The 21,160-nt window shown below is 40.8% G+C and carries 13 protein-coding genes; 11 read left to right on the top strand and 2 right to left on the bottom strand.

The features are described 5' to 3' along the window. Window positions 1-293: 293 nt before the first annotated feature. The 10 genes from Aru01_RS06895 (at window position 294) to fbsK (ending at window position 16,839) form a co-directional block, all read left to right on the top strand. Window positions 294-1,475, top strand: a complete 1,182-nt coding sequence (locus Aru01_RS06895) for an isochorismate synthase (RefSeq protein WP_016655673.1) — start codon at window positions 294-296, stop codon at window positions 1,473-1,475. A 95-nt stretch (window positions 1,476-1,570) separates the two neighbouring features. Continuing rightward, entirely contained in the window at window positions 1,571-2,206 is a 636-nt protein-coding gene (locus Aru01_RS06890) for an isochorismatase family protein (RefSeq protein WP_016655674.1), read from the top strand. A 31-nt stretch (window positions 2,207-2,237) separates the two neighbouring features. Beyond that, complete coding sequence (gene dhbA / locus Aru01_RS06885; protein ID WP_016655675.1) at window positions 2,238-3,017, top strand: 2,3-dihydro-2,3-dihydroxybenzoate dehydrogenase; 780 nt, start codon at window positions 2,238-2,240, stop codon at window positions 3,015-3,017. Between the two features lie 15 nt (window positions 3,018-3,032). Continuing rightward, entirely contained in the window at window positions 3,033-5,531 is a 2,499-nt protein-coding gene (locus tag Aru01_RS06880; protein WP_016655676.1) for a condensation domain-containing protein, read from the top strand. A 2-nt stretch (window positions 5,532-5,533) separates the two neighbouring features. Beyond that, window positions 5,534-8,749, top strand: a complete 3,216-nt coding sequence (locus tag Aru01_RS18780) for an AMP-binding protein (RefSeq protein WP_016655677.1) — start codon at window positions 5,534-5,536, stop codon at window positions 8,747-8,749. Between the two features lie 14 nt (window positions 8,750-8,763). Beyond that, window positions 8,764-11,997 (top strand): condensation domain-containing protein, encoded by a 3,234-nt coding sequence (locus Aru01_RS06870; protein WP_016655678.1) that lies wholly within the window; start codon window positions 8,764-8,766, stop codon window positions 11,995-11,997. Window positions 11,998-12,008: 11 nt separating this feature from the next. Beyond that, complete coding sequence (locus Aru01_RS06865) at window positions 12,009-13,628, top strand: (2,3-dihydroxybenzoyl)adenylate synthase (protein WP_016655679.1); 1,620 nt, start codon at window positions 12,009-12,011, stop codon at window positions 13,626-13,628. 12 nt (window positions 13,629-13,640) lie between these two features. Further along, entirely contained in the window at window positions 13,641-14,936 is a 1,296-nt protein-coding gene (fbsI, locus tag Aru01_RS06860; protein ID WP_016655680.1) for a putrescine N-hydroxylase, read from the top strand. Window positions 14,937-14,983: 47 nt separating this feature from the next. After that, window positions 14,984-16,144, top strand: a complete 1,161-nt coding sequence (locus Aru01_RS06855) for a type III PLP-dependent enzyme (RefSeq protein WP_081407222.1) — start codon at window positions 14,984-14,986, stop codon at window positions 16,142-16,144. An 86-nt stretch (window positions 16,145-16,230) separates the two neighbouring features. Further along, window positions 16,231-16,839 carry an N-hydroxyputrescine acetyltransferase gene (fbsK, locus tag Aru01_RS06850; RefSeq protein ID WP_016655682.1) on the top strand — a complete coding sequence of 203 codons (609 nt, stop codon included), beginning with the start codon at window positions 16,231-16,233 and terminating at the stop codon, window positions 16,837-16,839. 242 nt (window positions 16,840-17,081) lie between these two features. Here fbsK and Aru01_RS06845 read toward each other — a convergent pair whose 3' ends face one another. Together Aru01_RS06845 and Aru01_RS06840 are read right to left on the bottom strand one after the other, a co-directional pair. Next, window positions 17,082-17,888 (bottom strand): 4'-phosphopantetheinyl transferase family protein, encoded by an 807-nt coding sequence (locus Aru01_RS06845; RefSeq protein ID WP_016655683.1) that lies wholly within the window; start codon window positions 17,886-17,888, stop codon window positions 17,082-17,084. A gap of 51 nt (window positions 17,889-17,939) precedes the next feature. Then, window positions 17,940-18,680 (bottom strand): thioesterase II family protein, encoded by a 741-nt coding sequence (locus Aru01_RS06840; protein ID WP_016655684.1) that lies wholly within the window; start codon window positions 18,678-18,680, stop codon window positions 17,940-17,942. Window positions 18,681-18,941: 261 nt separating this feature from the next. Here Aru01_RS06840 and Aru01_RS06835 point away from each other — a divergent pair, with 261 nt between their 5' ends. After that, window positions 18,942-21,125 carry a TonB-dependent receptor gene (locus Aru01_RS06835; protein WP_016655685.1) on the top strand — a complete coding sequence of 728 codons (2,184 nt, stop codon included), beginning with the start codon at window positions 18,942-18,944 and terminating at the stop codon, window positions 21,123-21,125. The last annotated feature ends 35 nt before the right edge of the window (window positions 21,126-21,160 follow it).

The raw sequence follows: 21,160 nt of genomic DNA, 5'->3' as shown, positions 1-21,160 counted from the left end.
TATCGAAGTTTTGCAAGGGTCAAAGCGTGTCTTTTCCATATGTAGAAAGCGTATTTTAACATACAGGAGAATTCTAACGAGAGTAAGTAAGTTAAAAATAAAAAGGCCTATGCCAATCCATATGAGTAATTTCTTTTAAATCAAACGGTTTCCCATAATTTTAAAAATACATCGGATTCTATGTATTAAATAATAATAATTCTCAATATCATCTTTGCAGCATCGATTCGTGTAGAAAAAAATTGCCGAGTAACAAATTCACCCTACAAACGTGTCATGGCGCAGGAGGCTTTATGAATGATGTGAGTTTAGCGATTGATGATGCTCTTAAAGCAAAGCTTAAAGTGAAAGTAGATACAAGATCTTCTTGTTTTTTAACTGAGAATTATCAAATTTATGCATCTGATTTGGAGGAAACGGTTCGCCTCGCAGCTGCAGATCAGGAAACGCTGATCAAAACCATTGGTGATATTTTTTCCAAGCTGAAACAAACAAAGAATAATGATCCAATATTGATCGGGGTGATTCCTTTCGATACCTCAAAGCCCTCTACTTTAAATATCTATCGCCAATATCAAAAAATAGCAAAAACAGAATTTACCGATCAGCAGCAAATAACGTATCCAGGTTTACAGTTGAGTCAACAGAAACGCCTCGTGCAAAGAGCGCACTTTGACCAAGCCATTGATTTGGCATTACAGCAGTTTGCATCAAATCATTTACAAAAAATTGTGCTATCACAAGCGATTGATTTTGATCTAGCAGCGCCACAAAACCCTTTTGCACTGGGGCAAACTTTGGCACAAAAAAATCCGCAAGCATTTAGTTTTGTGGTTCCTGTTGAGGGTGGGGCACATCTGCTTGGAGCAAGTCCAGAATTACTCATTTCAAAACAAGGCCAAGCTATCCGAAGCAATCCCTTAGCGGGTTCACGTCCAAAAAGCCATGATGAAGAGGTTAATCGCTGCCGAGTACAGGAACTTTATGATTCGGCAAAAGATCGATATGAGCACCAGATTGTTGTTGATAGTGTATTGAGCAATTTACAACCCTATTGTGCAGAGTTAAAGGTTTCCAATCCTCCTGAAGTTTTAAGGACCTCGACGATGCTGCATCTTTCAACGGTATTTGACGGTCAATTGAAATCAATACAGGCCAATGCTTTGCAGTTGGCACTATCCCTTCATCCTACGCCTGCAATCTGTGGTTCTCCTACAGCATTGGCTAAAGATTTTATCTTAAAACACGAGGGATATGACCGCCATTACTATGCAGGTCTAGTGGGGTGGATGGATGCAGATGGCAATGGTGAATGGGTTGTGACGATTCGCTGTGGTTTGCTCAATGATCAAAAAATCCGTCTCTATGCGGGTGCAGGTATTGTGATTGGATCAGAAGCGGAACTGGAGTGGAATGAAACAGAGGCCAAAATGCAAACCATCTTGAAAACCTTAAATGCAAACATGACAACTTAATTTTTAAAACGGTTAAAGGCGTACAGGGTACTTCTTTACAAGTGTTACTGCAAAAAACGTACTTCCATACTGATACATAATCAATAGGTCACATTATGGCGATTCCAAAAATCCAAAATTATGAACTTCCATTTAAGCAAGACTATCCCATAGCAAAGGTCAATTGGAAAATTGAGAAAAATCGCGCTGCTTTACTGATTCATGATATGCAGGAATATTTTATTCATTTTTATGGAGATAACTCTCCATTGATGCAAAAAATTATAGAGAACATTGCACAAATTAAAGCTTGGTGTATTGCTCAGAATATTCCTGTGTTCTATACCGCCCAACCCGCTACACAACAAGATCAGGATCGTGCGTTATTAAATGATATGTGGGGACCTGGTTTAACCGCCTATCCAGAACAGGCCAAAATTGTTCATCAATTGGCACCCAACGAACAAGATCACTTACTGACAAAATGGCGTTATAGCGCTTTCTATCGTTCAGATCTACAGAAAATTCTCAGTGAAACCCAAAAAGATCAGCTCATTATTTGTGGGATTTATGCGCATATTGGTGTACTTCAAACCGCTGCTGAAGCCTTTATGAATGGTATTCAACCGTTTGTAGTTGGCGACTCGGTGGCTGATTTTAGTTTAGAGGATCACCTTTTTGCCTTGCGCTATGTCCAGCGCAATTTGGGGGTGGTTGAGGATGCACAACATGTCATGACGTCTTCAATTTAAAGATGGCTTATTCAATACCTAGAGAATCACTATGACAGAACAAAGCAACGCAAGTGATGTGCATCATAAAACTCGAAAAGTTGCTTGGGTGACTGGTGTCAATCAGGGCATTGGTGCCCAAATTATGCAACAGTTGATGGCTCAACAGATCTATGTGGTGGGGTTCGATCGTTGTCTACAGCATCCTGTGACTACGGATCTGGCTGAGATATATCAATGTGATGTAAGTGATGCTGAACAAGTTACAGCATTATGCCAAAAACTACTGCAATCGGCTGCGCCTGATTATTTTATTCATGCTGCTGGAGTGTTGCACTTGGGAGAGCATGACACTTTATCGGAAGCGATGTGGCTAGATACTTTTGCGGTTAATACCTTTGCACCTTTTTATTTTTTAAAACATTTAAGCCCACACTTTCGTGCGAAAGGCTCGGGTAGTGTAGTCATGGTGTCATCAAATTCTGCCCATGCTCCACGTATCAACATGGCTGCTTATGGTGCATCCAAAGCAGCATTGACCAGTTTTAGTCAAACAGTTGGTTTGGAACTGGCGCAGTTTGGTGTGCGAGTCAATATTATCTCGCCAGGTTCGACGGCAACTCCGATGCTACAGCAACTGTGGCAAGACTCAAAAGGTGAACAACAAACCATTCAAGGAAATTTGGCCAAATATAAAGTAGGTATTCCATTACAAAAAATCGCCTTAACCGCAGATATTGCGAATGCCGTGATGTTTCTGATCAGTGATCAAGCCTCTCATATCACCATGCATGATTTAGTTGTCGATGGTGGTGCAACTCTAGGTCGATAATTAGGAAAGATGAACATGCAATTACAGCAAGAAATTACTCGGCAAATTCATCAAGTGCTTCAAGTTGAAGATGTCATGATCGAAGCACAAGATAATTTGATTGAACACGGTCTTCATTCATTAGCGATTATGCAATTGGTTGATCATTTTGAGAAAAAATACAATAAACCTTTGTCTTATGCTGACTTTGCAATGTCACCGACGGTGCAAGATTGGCACGACTTAATCCAAGATACTGCACAGCAAGCAGCAGAAGTAGCTGTTGATCATCATCCGCATGACATACCTGCATGGTTAAAAAAACTGCCTACCGCAACAGTACCTTTGTCCGATATGCAATATGCCTATTGGGCTGGACGGGAGACCGAAGGAGTTGCAGCACATTTATATATGGAGTTCGAGGGAGAACATCTCGATCCTGCCGCTTTACAACAGGCGTTTCAACAGTTAATTCAACGACATCCCATGTTAAGTGTCTGTATCTGTGATGGAATGCAGGGTATTAAGTCATTAAAACATCAACATCTAGAGATTGAGGATTTAAGCCATCTCGGTGCTACAGCATTGAGTGATTATTTATCTCAAAAACGCCAGCGGTTAAGTCACCAGTATTTAAACATCGCAGAAGGTCACGTATTAAACGTACAGTTAAGCTTACTGCCTGAACATCGTCATCGATTACATATTGATTCAGACATGTCTGCTATTGATCCTCAAAGTTTTCTGATCGTGATCGAGGATTTAACTGCCTTATATCAAGGTGTTGCAGCTTCAGTTCTGGACTTTGATCAACCCGAATATTTTAATTACTTAGAGCAACGCCGTCATGATCCTGCTTTTCAAGCACAGCAGCAACACGATCAAAGGTGGTGGCAACAACAACTTGAGCACATTGCACCAGTACCACAGCTGCCATTGATTGCTGAAGGGTTAAGGGCGGATGAGCATCAGTTTGAACGTTTAATCCATATTTTTAATCAAGATGAGTGTTTATGCCTGAAAAATTTGGCACAAACACATGGCATATCAGTGGGTCATCTGTGTTTGACTCTGTTTGCCCATACCGTTGCCTCTTGGTCATCTAGTGCTGAGTTTCGACTGAACTTACCTGCTTTTATTCGAGAGCCTTATGCTGCGAATATTCATCAGGTGGTGGGGGATTTCACCCAAATGAGCTTGCTCAGCTTAAAGTTAAGTGCACAAGAAACTCTGCTAGAGGCTGTAAAGCGGATTGAACGAGATGTAGCACAAGTGACTGAGCATTATCGCTATGGTGGCATCCATGTGCTGCGAGATTTATCGAAGCAACGTCAACAACTCGAAATTTCACCCATCGTTTTCACCTTGGCTTTAGAGGAAGGAGAAATTTTCTCTGCGCCTTTACAAGAGACACTTGGGCGACCAATTTGGTGTATTTCTCAAGGGCCTAAAGTCAATTTAGATGTCCAAGTTGCCTATATGAATCAAAGTTTGGTGGTGAATTGGGATATTCGTAGCCATGCTTTTCAACCCCATGTCATTGAAGCCATGTTTAAACATTATATCGCTGCGATACAACAGTTGATATCAGATGGGCAACAGGTATTGACGCAAGCCTTTAAATTTGAATTACCCAAACAGCAAAGAGCAGCGCGTCAAAAACAACAAGCTACACTGCCAGCACAGTGCTTTGCTCAATTGCCACAGATCAATGCACATACACCATATCGCATCGTCAATGGTTTAGGTGCTGATTGTCCAGATTGGGTGGTTGGTCAGTTGCTTCTACAACAACAGGATAATGCTCAGTGGGCTAAGGAAGGGCAGATTGCTCTGGCTGAGTCATGGACTGACACGGGAATGCAAGCGTATTTCGATGATCAAGGGCGATTGCATGTTGTCGAACATGCGCATCGGGTCTTGATGAGAAATGGCTACAGAGTCGAAGTAGAAGAAATCGAAAAACGACTTTTGCAGATTACTGCTCTTCGTCAGGTGCGGGTTTATGCCATTGAGATTGAGCAAAAAGTGCAATTAGTGGCCTTAGTTGAGTTTGAGCAACCCTTGTCTGCTTTAGCGTTACAAGAGGCTTATCGTCAGGTACTACCACAGTATTTGCGACCGGAGCATAGCTATGCTGTTGATCATTTGCATGCGTTTGGGGCGTCGACAGTAGCTGATGACATTCATCATTTTATTGAGACACATCTATCGATCGAACAACATGCTTCACAGCAATCAACAGCCGCTCATCCTGTTGAACAGGTGGTACGTTTTATGATGAGTCAAATCATTGGGTTGGCATTGCAATCAGACCAGACTGATTTGGATTTCTTCGATGAAGGCGGAGATTCTTTATTGGCAACACATTTGGTTGCTGCGTTAAATCAATATTTTAAAGGCTGTGAAATCAATGTAGTAGATATCTTCACACAACGCAGTGTAAAAAATCTTGCGCAATTGATTGAACAAAAAATACCAGACAACGCGCAGCGTATTGCTGCTGTATTTTTGCAAGTCATCAATGGGAAATAACAATGAACAATCAAACACCATTAAGTCCAATGCAAAAGGCTTATTTATTGGGTAAAAGCAAAATGTTTCCACTCAGCCAATCGTCCATGCATGACTTTCGCGAGTTTCAGGGGCATTTGGATGCTGAGGTGTTAGCGCAACGTCTTGCTACCCTGATCCAACATTATCCAGCACTGCGCACATTGATTGATGAAACACGGTTATCTCAGCAGATTCAATCGAATAGTGCACTACATCATCAATTTGAAGTCTATGATTATCGTGATTTAAATCCAGCTGAAGCAATGTTGCAATTGGAAAAACGTAGAGCGCAATACCGAAACTTTGCTCATGATTTAACATTGAATATCCCACCTTGGCGTATCGTATTAATACAACTACCGACACAGATGGAGATAGCCTCCGTAGTCTTATGTAGTTTTGATGGTCTGATTATTGATGGGTATTCTCTTTCTGTTATTCTCCATCTGTTATTTGATTTTAATCATTCACTCAATGACTTACCAAAAGCTGCAGTAACGGCCACCAGTCCAGACAATGAGAGCTTCTATGCTGCCAATCAAAAAGATCAACAATTTTGGCAAGACAAACTGGCAGAGGTTGAAGAAGTTGCTCAATTTCCGTGGAAGAACAGTTTAGATAGCATTACTGATCCGCATTATGCTCGCCTTAGTGTCACCATTTCAAAGGCACAGTTTGATCAATTATCACAGTTGGCTATACAGCATAAGATTTTTGCCAACGCCTTATTGACGACTGTACTTTTAGAGGAATTATCTCGTTGGACTGAGGAGCAACGCATCTTACTGTCCATGCCAATTTCAAACTCGGCGCTACATAAAACGGTGGGTAATAGTTCATCTTTCATCGTATTAGATTATCAATTTAATCCCAAGCTATGCCTTGTCGATCAGGTGAAAGCAACACAAAAGCAAATTTTAGAGGCCATGACTCATACTTCTTATTCGGGGATTGAGTTGTCTAAGTATTTGATTAAAAAACTACAACAATCGATTGTTCTACCTGTTGCATTGACCAATGGTTTGTCATGGGTGAAACCATCTGAACATGCTCAGGCCCGCTATGTTGCTGGGCAAACGCAAACTCCACAATTGGCTTTAGATATCCGTTTGTCCTACTCGGCACAGTCTGATTTAGTGATTGATCTTGATTTTATAGAAGAAGCCCTATCGACCCGTATGGTTCAAGAGATGGCAGATGCCTTAGAGGCACGGCTCACCGATATTACACAATTAAAAACCGCATTAGCACAGTCACAGCGCCAGTCCAACGTGCAAAAGCTTAATGATGATGTGAAAATTATGGATGAGTACCAACACATTGATGTTGTTGATTATCTTGCCAAGATCCAACATCATTTATTTGAACAAACACCCGATAAAACCGCCCTCATTTATGATGGTCAGCATATTTCATATGTAGCACTTGCTACAAATGTGGCAAAAGTTCGTCGAGCATTAGATTTGGCTCAAATCAACCAGAATCAAGTGGTGGCGATTTGTTTAACCAAAAGTCCAGAACATATTTATGCGATTTTGGCCTGTGCTTTATCTGGCATTGTTTGGTTACCTGTAGATATGGACTCACCCAAATTACGTCAACAGTATATTTTATCGAATAGCCGCGCTGACTTAGCTATTTCAACTGCACCCATCGATGATTTGCTCACCTTAAACATCAATGAAATTTTAAAAGATTCATCCATCAATTCATATTCTGGAAGTGCTGAATGTATTTTTGAGCCAGAGATCAGTTGGCAACACCGTCATGATACATCGCCTGCATATTATTTATACACCTCAGGCAGTACAGGGACACCCAAATGTGTGGTTCTCAACAACCGTGCGACTGCACATGTGTTGCAACAAACCATTCAGTTTTGGCGGATTAATCAGCACGATGTTCATTTTGCTGCCACACCTTTTCATCATGACATGGCTTTATTTGATGTGATGGCGCCCTTATCAGTGGCTGCGACTTTGGTTATTCCGACTTTGGAGCAGGCAAAAAGTGCTGTGGCGTGGGCTGAACTCATTGAGCGATATCAGGTGTCGATTTGGTGTACGGTGCCTGCTATGGCTGACATGTTATTAACCTCGGCACATGCACAGCAAATACAGAGCATTCGTCTGATTAATCAAGGAGGTGACTATGTTAAACCTTCTGTGGTGCAAAAATTACGTGAAATTTTACCCAATGCTCGTTTGATTTCGATTGGTGGTCCAACGGAAACAACGATCTGGAGTATTTGGCATGAGATTACAGCGGAGGATCAGCAGCTGATTCCTTATGGTCGGGCGATGTCACATAACCATTATTACATCTTAAATCAATTTGCTGAATTTTGTCCTGTGGGAGTCGTGGGGCAGCTCTATATGTCTGGGATCAATCTTGCAAATGGTTATTTGGTGGATGGCAAGATCACGCAACATGATTTTGTCCAACTGACTTTGGCCAACGGTGAAGTGCACCGAGCATTTCGAATGAGTGATAAAGGCTATTTAAGAGAAGATGGCAATATTATTTTTGCAGGTCGGGATGAGGGCTATTTGAAAGTACGTGGAGTACGTATCGCAGCCTCTGAAATTGAAAATGCTTTACTGAAACATCCGCAGATTACAGATTGTATGGTTACCACCTGCAGCAATCCAATTTATGAGGGCAATGAGTTAGTAGCTGTATATACCACGGTCGTCTCATCGCATAACACGCTTCGACCTGCTGAATTGCGTCAGTTCTTACAGGCACACGTGCCCAATTCACATATTCCTACACGTTGGATTGCGGTGCCAGATTTCCCAATGACACGTAACGGAAAGATTGATCGGAAACAGTTAAAGCAAACTGCGCAAGACGTTCTGAATCAAAACTATGCCGATATGACGCATGCAAAGCAACAACAGAATAAGTCAGAGCAAGCTGTACCTATTCAGAGTGTGACGGCGACAGGGCCTGCATCGATTGCGCAAGAAGTCATACGCTATTTTCATGATGCTTTAGCGGATCAAGTCGATAACAACGATGTGTTTTTAGATACAGAAATTTTAGCGCTCGGCATTGGCTCAAGTTATCTCAACGGTTTGAGTAAACACTTTGCTCAACAGCTTAAAACCTCGATTCAATGTGCTGATTTAGTGAAGTGTAAAACGATTGGCGAGATCGTGAATAACATCGAATCACAACTACAACAGAAATAAAGAGGTAATCACCAATGAACACGCAACACACTGTGATGAGTGATGAACTCTTTCGTTTATTTGAACGTAAATTAAATGATGTGGGTCTGGTTGATATCGCATCGAGTTCATCAAGTGAAGCTCAGGCCTTGCCTGATTCAAATGCACAACCTGAGCAACATCAGGCCTTATCTTTTGCCGAAGAACGTGCATGGATGATGCATCAACACGATCCTTTAGCCTCATCAGGCCCATTTGTTTTAGCGCTACGTTTGAAAGGGAAAATAGATCTTTCTCGATTATCTAAGGCAATTGAAAAACTTTATATAGGTACTTCTAACTTAAATTTACGCTATGACTTAGATCAGGAGGGTGTTCTAAGAAAATACCATGCAGATCAATCTGTCACGGGAGTGGATTTACAGCTCGTCCGTTCTGAACAAGAGGCGATTCAGGCCTTGTTGGCATGGATTGAAAAACCTATTGATTTAAAACAAGATGCAGCAATACAGTTCAGACTGTTTGCTATGCAGAATGATGACGTCATTTTGGGTATTTTAGGGCATCACATTTTATTGGATGATACAGCATGGCAACCGATTTTTACTCAGTTAACGACCAATTATCAACAACCTGATGCAATTGTAAATCGACCAAGTGCAACAACTATAGCCGCTCGCACATATCAAAATCGCGTTGTAAATACAGCGACTGCGCTGAAATATTGGAAAAACCAATTTCCAGCAGGGCTAAATACCTTGCAATGGCCAGCACTGTTTCTGGCTTCATCACTTGAAAACACTATTACACATCATGGTCACGCTGCATTATTTAGATATGAACAAAAAGCGGTGCGTTGCTCAAGTGTGATGCCGATTCAGGCACTGACACAGCTCAGTGAATGGGCACAGTCATCGCTATTTCATACTATTGTTGCGAGTTTTGGGCATTTCTTAACTCACTTGTTGGACAAACAAAGTATTGATCTATTTGTGCCAATTGTTGAACAGTATGATGCATCCAGCTTGGCGCAGATTCAGTCAAGTTCAAATGTTTTACCGATTCGCATTACTCGACCAGGAGGGGCAGATGAGTCGAGTCATGTGACAGATGCTGTGAAGGACTCGATGGTACAAGTCCGCAATCAAATCTTGCAAGGGATGTCTAATAATCTCTCCATTGAACAAATTTTATCTGCGATTAAAACCAAACGACACGCCATTCCCAATGTTTTGGTGACCCAATTTATTGATTCAAGTCAGTATCTAAACCTAGAGGGTGTTCAGACATCGACTTTGGTGATTCCACCGATCCATTCTGATTATGACCTAACACTCGCATTTCAATTGCAGCAAGATGAAATCCATTTTGAACTCACAACAGGCGCAAAGTTGTCTCAACAGATCGCTGGTTTTTTACTTGAAAAATGGATTGAGTTTTGCCATCAAGATTTACGTCATGCTGTGAAACCGTTCCCACGGTTTAGTGCCTCCTTAGAGGATGAGGCGCAATCGAAATACGAAGACCAATCTCGCGATAGTTCTACGTTGGCTCAAGATCAACGAACAGCAGCTCAACCGAATGTTGCCCAGTCCTCAGCGCATGCATCGATCACGCATTTGATTTTAGAAGAATTTAAAAGTGTATTGATGAATCCTGAATTACAAGCAGATGATAATTTCTTTGATTTTGGCGGACATTCAATTTTAGCGACCCGTGTGATTGGAAAGTTACATAGTCAACATGGCGTGGTCATCAAAATTGCTGACTTTTTTAATGCACCCAGTGCAAGCGAATTATCACAGTATGCCACACAGTTGAATGCTCCGATTGACCAGACAACAGTGCAAGAGGAAGAAGAGCAAGGCGGTGTTGTGGCACTGACATTACTGCAAAAAGCATTTATGGGTTTCTCAGATCAAGGTCGAGATGCCATGTACAACATTCCCTTTGCTTTTCGCTTGAGTGAAGAGGTCGATGAGCAAGCATTTTATGCTGCATTTGTCGATATTTTGCAGCGTCACCATGCCTTGCGCAGTATTTTTGTTCAGGCCGATCAAGGAGAGGTGTTTCAGACAGTGGTGCCGATGCAGCGCTTAGATCAGCATCCTTGGTTTTGGGGAAGTGAGACACAAGGTGAGCAGTCTGCTCAGCAGGTTTTAGCTGAAGAGGCCCGTCATTCCTTTGACCTGATGCAGGCGTTTCCAATCCGCGTTCGTTTTGTCAAAGATGAGCAAGGTCAACATATTTTATCGCTGTTGCTCTATCACATTGCGATGGATGAATGGTCATCGGGCATTTTAATTCGTGAATTATTTCAAGCTTATGTCAGTCGTGTCGCTGGTCAAGCACTTGTTTGGGAGAACAAGCCACGCCAGTTCCACGAATATGCCATGGCACAAGATGATGAAAATTTACAGGCACATCTACAATATTGGATGAATAGTATCGGGCGCATTCAAAAACAGCCACCGTTATTGGCTGCTTATGCAACAGATGAGGTTGCACAGTCCGCAGATTTAAATGGAGATGTAACGGGCGCCGCCGTGGAGTTTACTTTTAATGCGGCTGAGGTGGAGCAACTGTATGCATTAGCACGTCAGTATCGTTCCTCACTCTTCTATGTAGTGTATGCAGCAGTGGTGTTGGCGACCTATTATTTAGGAGCAGGTAAGAAAATTTTGACAGGCACTTCAGTCGCCTGTCGTCAAGATCCACTTTACCAAGATACTGTGGGTTATTTTACTAATGTAGTGATGCATTACTGCCAATTTAATGAACAGCTCACCATTAAAGATCTCGTTAATCAAGTTCAAAACAATATCTTTCAAGCACAAGAATATGCAGATATTCCTTTTGCTATGGTCGAAGACAATATTCGCGCCGAGGGTGAACAATGGACAGAAAGTCCATACGAAGTCTACGTACAATTACATGCTCAAAATGCACTAACAGGTGCTTTCCAGCTCAATTCTGGCCATGAGATTAGCTTTGAATTGATTGAACCTCCACGTGATAGTGCCAAGTTTGGCCTGCACTTTGAGGTGTATGAGGAACCTATGAGTGAAGATCAACGATTACGTGTGGTGATTAATTATCGTGTCAATCGTTATAACGAAACACAAATTCAGATCATTCAACAGGTGACACAACGGGTCTTACAGCAATTTATCCAGATAGATACCCAATCCAATGCCTGCATGCAATTTGATGTCATGGAACTGCGTCGTCAACTGACCTCGTTACAACTTCCAGACCTTGTTATTTAAAGGATTCAGTCATGTTTTTAGAGCAAGATATTCAACAGGGTTATGTTCCATTTCCCGAATCGAGAGCTAGACAGTATCGTGAACAAGGCTGTTGGCAATCTCAAACCCATTTTCAAATGTTGGCAGATTTAGCACTGCGTTATACAGACCGTATTGCTGCAATACAGGATGACAAACAACTGAGCTATCAGCAGTTATACCGTTTAGCCATTCACTATGGAAGTTACTTAAAGCAGAAGGGTGTTCGGGAAACAGACTTTGTTTTGTTGCAATCCCCGAATGTGATTGAAGTCTTTATTGTGATTTTTGGATTATATGCCATTGGAGCACGCCCCGTTTTTTGCTTGCATGGGCATGGATCCTATGAAATTGAAAATATTGCACGACAGAGTCGTGCTGTTGGCATGATCAAGCTGTGTGCTTCAGACAATGAGCCGACAGCAAGCGAGATCTGTGATGCATTCTCAGTACCCAATTTTAACCTGTGGTTTAGAGACACCCTTATAAGCCAGCATTCTCTGGAAGCATCTTTGCCGCAGTTAAAACAGGTTGTAAGCGAGAGTGATTTACAGGCACAAAGTACAGCAGAAGATATCGCCTTTTTACAATTGTCTGGTGGGACAACAGGCTTACCTAAACTTATTCCACGCACCCACGCCGACTATATTTATTCCATCAAAAAAAGTGTAGAAGTGACAGGTTTAAATCCAGAAACCAAGCAGTTGGTCGTATTGCCTGTGATGCATAATTTTTGTATGAGTTCACCTGGTTTCTTGGGGGTGTTTTATGCCGGTGGAACAGTGATCTTGAGTCGAGTTTTACATCCGCGGATCTGCTTTGAATTGATCGAGAAATATAAGATTCAACAGGTCTCTTTGGTACCTGCGATCGCAACATTATGGCTCAATTCCGAAAGCCTTACAGATTATGATTTGTCCAGTTTAGCCGTTGTTCAAGTAGGCGGTGCGAAGTTATTGCCTTCTCTGGCTGAGCAGATCATTAAGATATTCAATGTGAAATTACAACAAGTATATGGTATGGCTGAAGGTTTGGTGAATTTCACACATTTAGATGACACTGATCAAATTACCATCCAAACCCAAGGCAAAAAACTCTCTCATTTAGATGAAATTCGTATTACGGATCATGATGGACAGGCTTTGCCAAACAATGCCATTGGTCATATTCAAACACGTGGGCCTTATACCATTAATGGCTATTACAATTTGGCGGAAATTAATCGACGCTCATTTACAGAAGATGGTTTTTATAAAACTGGAGATATTGGCTATTTAGATGATGAGCTCAATATTGTCGTGACTGGGCGTGAAAAAGAACAGATTAATCGATCTGGAGAAAAAATTACGCCGAGTGAAGTTGAAGAGTTCATTTTGCAACACCCACGCATTAAAGATGTCTGTGTGATTGGAGTCAGAGATGAATCTCTGGGAGAGCGGATCAAAGCCATCATTATTCCCAAAACTGAACATCATGAAATTAACTTAAAAAATATACGTCACTTTTTGATGAGTAAAAATATTTCACATTTCAAAATACCTGATGAAATAGAAATAGTTGCAGATTTTAAATATACCCATGTGGGTAAAGTCAACAGAAAAGAACTGGGATAAGGCTTAATAAAAATGAATACACAATCGACTTACGATATCGTTGGCATTGGGGTAGGGCCATTTAATTTGGGCTTGGCCTGTCTTAGTGCTCCTCTTGCTGAGTTAAACACGCTGTTTTTTGATACTAAGGATGAGTTTGATTGGCATTCTGGGATTATGCCTGAAGGTAGCACCTTGCAAATTCCATTTATTGCTGACTTAGTCAGTTTTGCCGATCCAAAGAATCGATATTCATTTTTGAATTATTTAAAAGTGCATAATAAGTTATATCAATTTTTTATTCGTGAAAGCTTCTTTATTTTACGTGCTGAATATAACTTGTACTGCAAATGGGCGGTTTCACAACTCGATAATGTTCACTTTAAAAGTTATGTGGAACATGTTGAATATGATGAGATCAGCAAGCTCTACACTGTACGGGTGCAACAGCCTCAAGGGGTGATTTCCGTTCGTACTAAAAATTTAGTGTTGGGTACAGGAACAACCCCGATCATTCCTCAGTTTTGTCAGGCATTTCCAGAACAGATTCATTCTAGTGCGGATTATTTACGTCATAAAAAATCTTATTTGACTAAGAAATCAATCACCATTGTGGGGGGCGGACAAAGCGGTGCAGAAATTTACTATGATTTACTTTCAGAGATCGATCAGCATGAATATCAGCTCAACTGGCTGACCAAAGCCCCGCATTTTTTCTCTATGGATTTGGGCAAGTTAACCTTGGAATACACTTCACCAGATTACACGTCGCATTTCTATTCACTACAACAAGATAAACGTGATCAAGTCATTGCTGATCAAAATGCCTTATATAAAGGGATTGAGTTGAGTTTTGTTAATCGAATTTATGATTTGTTATATCAGAAATCACTGCATAGAACACTACCTACGCGGATGATGCCAAATTGTGCATTACAAACAGTAGAGCAACATGGTCAGCAGCTTAATTTGACCTTTAACCATTCAGATCTCAATCAACGTTTTCAATTACAAAGCGAAGTCTTAATTCTCGCGATTGGTTATGAATACAAAATCCCTAACTGTTTGCAGCCGATTCATTCTTACATCAATTGGGACAGTAAAGGGCGTATTCAGTTGAATTGGAACTATAGCGTGAATCAACAAAATAATATTTTTGCTCAAAATATTGGGATTTATTCACATGGTTTTACCGTGCCAGATTTGGGGATGGGCTGTTATCGCAATGCCATTATGATTAACAGTATTTTAGGTAGAGAGGTTTACCCTGTAGAAAAACGCATTGCATATCAGGAGTTTGCTCCATTAGCAGAAGACGTTATTGCTTAAGTAAAAATACAGTTCAAGCATAGGACAGAGAGATTTTAGACATGACAATGAATTTTCCGCACTATTTTCAAAGCAATATTACAGATCGCATCAATGATCTTGTGAAAAGTAAAGCAACGCCTTTTTTAGTTCTCGATTTAACTGTAGTTGAAAAAAAATATTTAGAATTAAAACAAGGTTTTCCAAATGCTGATATTTATTATGCATTAAAAGCCAATCCAGCCAATGAAGTGATTGAACGTTTAAGTCGGCTCGGTTCGAGTTTTGATTTAGCATCGGTCAATGAGTTAAAAAAAGTACAGGCATTTCAGGTCGATCCATCACGTTTGGCGTTTGGTAATACCATCAAAAAGCGTGCGGATATTCAATATTTTTATGAGCAAGGCATTCGCTTATATGTGACTGACTCTGATGCAGATTTAAATAATATTGCTCAATATGCACCAGGTTCAAAAGTGTTCTTCAGACTGTCTATCGATGGTTCTGAAACTGCAGATTGGCCACTCTCAGGAAAGTTTGGTTGTAATGCGCAGAGTGTCATTCGACTTGCTATCCATGCACAGCAACTCGGTTTGCTGCCGTATGGTATTTCTTTTCATGTAGGCTCACAGCAACGCAATATCGATCTGTGGGGAAGTGCTTTAAAAGAAACCAAAGCAATTTTTGATCACTTAATTCATGAACATGGTATTCATTTAAAAATGTTGAATTTGGGTGGTGGTTTACCTGCGCAATATGTACAGCAAACAGAAGATTTCTCTAGTTATTCGACACAAATGAATCAAGCTCTGGAGATGTTTAAGCCGTATCAACTCGAACAAATTATTTTAGAACCTGGACGTTCTTTGGTTGGCAATGCGGGCATTTTAGTCTCAGAAGTGGTATTGATTTCACAGCGGCCACAATCTGGTGCAAAGCGCTGGATCTATACAGATGTTGGGGTATTTAATGGTTTAATCGAGACTTTGGGCGAAGCGATTCAATATCCAATTATCTGTCAAAAAGCAGGACAGAGTGCTGACATCATTTTGGCAGGACCGACCTGCGATAGCATGGATATCATGTACCAAAACAAAAAGTATCAGCTACCACTATCACTTGAAATTGGCGATCATTTGTATTGGCTCTCCACAGGGGCCTATACCACCAGCTATAGCTCGATCGAGTTTAATGGTTTCCCACCGTTACAATATTATGCTTTGAACTAGTCGATCGATTGGGATGTATTTGCTTTAAATGCATCCCTTTTTATTTTTTAAATTTTGCTGTTGTATCGAAAAGAGGGTGATTTGTCATGATGACAATATCAAAAGCATTACCGAGTTTTTTTGCTTATGCTGAAGGCCAGACATCTTATTGTTTAAGGGATGTTGTGTTGCCACAAGATCTGCCTTTGCTGGTACAGTGGATGCATCAAGCTCACATCATTCCACAATGGCAACTCAATAAGTCAGAACTAGAATTGGCGGTTTATTTTGAACGGATGCACTGTGATGATCATCAGCATTTGTACATCATTCAAATTGATGATCAGGATGTTGGTTACTTAGAAATTTATGAAGCAAAGCGTGATCGTTTGGGCTTGTACTATGCAGCGAAGCAGGATGACTTAGGGTGGCACGTGCTACTGAGTGAGGCAGCTGTAGGTCAAGGGCATTTTCGTGCAGTCATGCGTATGCTCAGTTTTCTTATTTTTGAACATTCACAGGCCGAAAAGGTGGTCGGGGAACCAGATCAAACGATGTCGGTGTATGAAAAAATCCGAGAGGATATTGCACTCGAAGCACAAGGAATCATTGAACTTCAGGAAAAAACAGCCATGTTATATCACTGTTTTAGAGAAAAATTTTATAAAAAATGCGGCCATTTTTATCAGGATTTTAAAGCTAAAAGCCATGTCTAATTTTGTGTAAATCCCTCACTCATGGCCAAGGGTGAGGGCGCAGCATAGATCAGATGATCGTGTCGATATAGGAAGCGGCATAAATGAAGATATGCATTTTTATTCGGCGTGCCTTAATACAAAAAATAGATCAATAGCGTGGAGACAATAGAAGAAATCACGGCTGAAATAATTAAAATAATCAAAATATCTATTAAGTCATTTTTAAACATTAGCTGTGATTCTCTGTGAGTATAGTTTGTTCATGATTCAAGACAACAAAAAGTTAAAACTTCATGTTCAAATCGAAGAAAATGGACTTTAATTTTTTGCTCAGCTACGAGTTGAGGAATGTAAAAGGTCAGTGTTTGGGTATAGGGACAGATGGCAATGCAATGCATGGCCTTAAAGTAAAGTAATTGTTGATATTTACTGTATAAGGCTTTGGTCAGACTCTCTTTAGCTGAAAACAGAATGAGATAAATCTCAGGCATGTTTTTAAACACGTTTTTTAAAAATTTATATTCTTGTTGACTGAGCAAGCTGTTTAGCATGCTTGGATTGTTATTAAAAATATCAATATGTTGTGTGGTTTCAATATCTATCCCCATGACTTTTGCCATTGGGCGTGGTTGATCTGGATGGGATGCAGCTGGAGCGCCTTTTGTGGCTGGATTAAATAAGCTTGTTGCAATTGCTACCCCACAGCTATGACTGAGCATACTGTGACTAATACTGCCTGTAATATGTGGCGGCCAAATTGGTGCACCTTTGTGGTCTTTGTGAATGATAAAAGAAGAATATTCACCTAAACCCAATAAGGAAAATTTGGCAGCTAAACGTCCTATAAAAAATTCACATTGGCGTTTCAGACTTGCTTTGGCGACTTGAGGTGGTTGATCAATATGAAATTGCTGATAGTAATGTTCAATATTCTCTGCTGTTGTTTGATGTAGTCTTATTCGATGTAAGGTGAGTGATGGGGTTTGCACAACAGTGTATTCGAGATCACCATTGGCAAAAATGTCTTGCACGTTGATCTCTGGCTGGGGCATTTGATCGTGACTCATCGTGATGTCCACCCTAATGAGATTGGGCATGAAGGAGCACAATGCTTAGCATCATACTGAAGTATTTTGCATGATTGAAAATATATTATTTTCAATAATATGTAAGGTTTGTTTCAGTACATCTGCGCGGAGGAAATAGAAATGATCTCCTTCACAGCGATATGTGCCTAACCATCGTTCTGAATATTTTTGCCATCCATCCATTACAGCTGGATGATCAAGATAAGGATCATCTTGACCATAAATACTGATCAGTGCTGCAGTGCTTTTATTGGGAGCTTTGCAGCACATCTGATCACTTAAAAGAAAGTCATTTTTAATAATTGGCAGAAAAAAGTTGAGTGCATGCGCATTATTTAGGATTTCGTCTGGAAAATTATTGTAGAGCTTGAGTTCTTGGATAATTTGCGCATCAGTCATTTGTCCATAATGACGAATAGACTGTTGAAAATCAGGGGCAGGACGGGCACTGACAATTTTTAAAAGTAAATCATGATGTGCATGGAGGGATTTGAGTTTTGCTTCAATATGCCAAATGAGAGAGGCCCCAACACTATGACCAAATAAGGCATAAGGTACGTCTCCATACGCTAAAATCTCTGTCGCAAAATGCGCTGCTAAAAAGTCAGGATCATGACTAAGTGGCTGTTGGATCTTGCGTCCATGGCCGGGGTACTCAAGTGCAATGACGCGTATTGAATCCGTAGAGACTTTATCCCATGCCGCAAAGATTGAGGCACTGCTCCCAGCAGATGGCACGCAAAAAAGATGAGTCTTGGAGGTATTGTTCATAGCGCTGCTTAAATGGTTGATAAATTAAATCATGAATATTTTGTATATTTAAATGAGAATCATTTTCTTTATAAAAATAACAACACGTGAAAAAATGTCAATTTAGATCTGATGTATTCGAGCTGATGAATTTAATGATAATTCAATTAAATCAATTGCTTTCCTGATTTTATGAATATATTGCGGATTGTTTTATTACTTGAGAATGATTCTTGATAGTATTCCTAGCCTAAATAGTCACTTTTCTCTCCAAGGCGCAACATGAATAGTCCATATCCGTTTAAAAGATCTGTTTTGTTTATCAGTGTAGCTTTACTTTCTACACAATCTATTTGGGCGGGGAATGGGACTGAAACAAGTTATCCTCAAGAGGGAGATCAGTTAAACACAGCAGCCACTGAAAGAGTCACACTTCCAACAATAGTCGTCACGGCTGATGCTGAACAAACTTTATCGGGTGGACAAATCAGTAAAATCAGTCAAGTGGGTATGCTCGGTGATCAATCCGATATGGACACGCCATTTAGCATTACCAGCTATACCTCAAAATATATTGCAGATCAGCAAGCGACCTCCGTTGCTGAGGCGCTGAAAAGTGAGCCTTCTGTTCGAAGTGTATTTTCCAAAGGGGGTATTGGAGAATATTTCAATATCCGTGGTTTATATACTCAAAGCCATGAGTTGGCTTGGAATGGATTATTTGGTTTATTGCCACACAACCGTGTACCGACAGAGTTTTTAGAACGTATCGATGTCTTTAAAGGCACCAGTGCACTACTCAATGGGATGTCGATTGGTGGGGCTGTGGGTGGGGTGATTAATGTGGTGCCTAAACGAGCAACAGCTGAGGATATTACACGTTTAACGACGACATATGAGTCTGATGCAACTTTTGGTGCACATATTGATATTGGTCGTCGTTTTGGTCATGAGGATCGCTTTGGTGTACGTGTCAACGCTTTAAAATCCTATGGAGATACAGCTCTAGATGGACAAGAGGAAAATCGTTATCTCGGTGCGATTGCACTCGATTATAAGGGTGAAAAACTCCGTGGCAGTTTAGATCTATACGACATCAATGAAAAACTCAACGGTGCTCAACCACTGATGGTGTCCTTTGCGACCTCTGTTGTTCCTAAGGCACCTGATTCTAAGTTGAATCATCAACCTGGTGCTTATTCACATAGTAAAACACGTGGTGTCATTGGGCATTTAGAATATGATTTTGCCCCAGATTGGACAGCATTTCTTTCAGCAGGAACGAAACACCAAGATGGTGCGGGGGTGATTGCCAATAATGCTTTAGGCAATGCAGCACAGCCAAATGGCGATTATATGGCTGTATCTCGGATGAATGCCAATAAAACCAATGTTGATGCTGGTGAATTGGGCGTGCGCGGTAAATTCACTACAGGTGCGATAAAACATAATCTGGTGATCAGCGCAAATACCTTGGATCAAAAGACACATATGGGATTGACCATGGGTAAGCCTTGGGCATCCAATATTTATCGTCCAAGTCGGCCAACATGGAATGCACCCACACCGACTTATGTACCTAAAACCTCAGATACTACACTGACCAGTTTTGCTGTAGCAGATACTTTAGCAACGTTAGATGATAAATATCAGCTCACCTTAGGTGTGCGTCATCAAAATGTAGAATCTCAAAGTTATAGCATTTTAAATGGTGCTCCAAGCAGTCCACATTATGACGAAAGTGCAGTCACCCCAATGATAGGTTTTGTCGTTAAACCATGGGACAACTCCTTGGCGGTATATGCAAATTATATTGAGGGCTTGTCTCAAGGCGACACCATTACAGACCCAAGTAACCCACTGATTGCTGAAAGAACCTTGAAGCCATATAAATCCAAACAATATGAAATTGGCACAAAGTGGGAGATGAATAATTTTAAAAATACTCTGAGTATCTACCAAATTACTAAAAATGCCTTAATGCAAGATGCACAGCGTAACTATAGTGAAAGTGAGCAACGTAACCGAGGAATTGAGTGGACAACGGCAGGTGAAATTTTGCCTGATGTGCGCTTATTGGGTGGGGTGTCCTATTTAGAAGCGCAATGGGAAAAAACTGCTGATGGTGCTTTAAATGGTCGCGATGTCAAAGGGATTCCACATTGGCAATCTAACTTGGGTCTGGAATGGGATCTACAAGCAGTAGAAGGCCTCACTTTAACCACCAATACAGTTTATACCGGAAGCTTGTACGCCAATGATACCAATACACAGAAAATTCCAGCGTGGTTCGTGATGGATTTAGGCGGGCGCTATGCTACGCAAATTGCCAAACATAATGTGGTCTTCCGTGGCGGTGTTGACAATGTCTTCGATAAAAAACACTGGGCAGGTGTATGGAATGGTTATGTTGGTGTAGGTGGTGACCCACGTACTTATAAATTATCCATGCAAATTGATTTCTAAAATAAACAAGATTTGAATAGGAATAGGGCCATTGC

Source organism: Acinetobacter rudis (assembly GCF_000829675.1).
In the GTDB taxonomy this organism is placed as follows: Bacteria; Pseudomonadota; Gammaproteobacteria; order Pseudomonadales; family Moraxellaceae; genus Acinetobacter; species Acinetobacter rudis.
Note: the sequence above shows the minus strand (reverse complement) of the source record. Positions and strands in the feature narration are given on the sequence as shown.

Coding starts and splice junctions, on each gene's coding strand:
- Aru01_RS06865 (WP_016655679.1), top strand. CDS start 12,009: ATGTTTTTAGAGCAAGATATTCAACAGGGTTATGTTCCATTTCCCGAA.
- Aru01_RS06880 (WP_016655676.1), top strand. CDS start 3,033: ATGCAATTACAGCAAGAAATTACTCGGCAAATTCATCAAGTGCTTCAA.
- Aru01_RS06835 (WP_016655685.1), top strand. CDS start 18,942: ATGAATAGTCCATATCCGTTTAAAAGATCTGTTTTGTTTATCAGTGTA.
- Aru01_RS06870 (WP_016655678.1), top strand. CDS start 8,764: ATGAACACGCAACACACTGTGATGAGTGATGAACTCTTTCGTTTATTT.
- Aru01_RS06845 (WP_016655683.1), bottom strand. CDS start 17,888: ATGAGTCACGATCAAATGCCCCAGCCAGAGATCAACGTGCAAGACATT.
- Aru01_RS18780 (WP_016655677.1), top strand. CDS start 5,534: ATGAACAATCAAACACCATTAAGTCCAATGCAAAAGGCTTATTTATTG.
- fbsI (WP_016655680.1), top strand. CDS start 13,641: ATGAATACACAATCGACTTACGATATCGTTGGCATTGGGGTAGGGCCA.
- Aru01_RS06855 (WP_081407222.1), top strand. CDS start 14,984: ATGAATTTTCCGCACTATTTTCAAAGCAATATTACAGATCGCATCAAT.
- Aru01_RS06895 (WP_016655673.1), top strand. CDS start 294: ATGAATGATGTGAGTTTAGCGATTGATGATGCTCTTAAAGCAAAGCTT.
- Aru01_RS06840 (WP_016655684.1), bottom strand. CDS start 18,680: ATGAACAATACCTCCAAGACTCATCTTTTTTGCGTGCCATCTGCTGGG.
- Aru01_RS06890 (WP_016655674.1), top strand. CDS start 1,571: ATGGCGATTCCAAAAATCCAAAATTATGAACTTCCATTTAAGCAAGAC.
- fbsK (WP_016655682.1), top strand. CDS start 16,231: ATGATGACAATATCAAAAGCATTACCGAGTTTTTTTGCTTATGCTGAA.
- dhbA (WP_016655675.1), top strand. CDS start 2,238: ATGACAGAACAAAGCAACGCAAGTGATGTGCATCATAAAACTCGAAAA.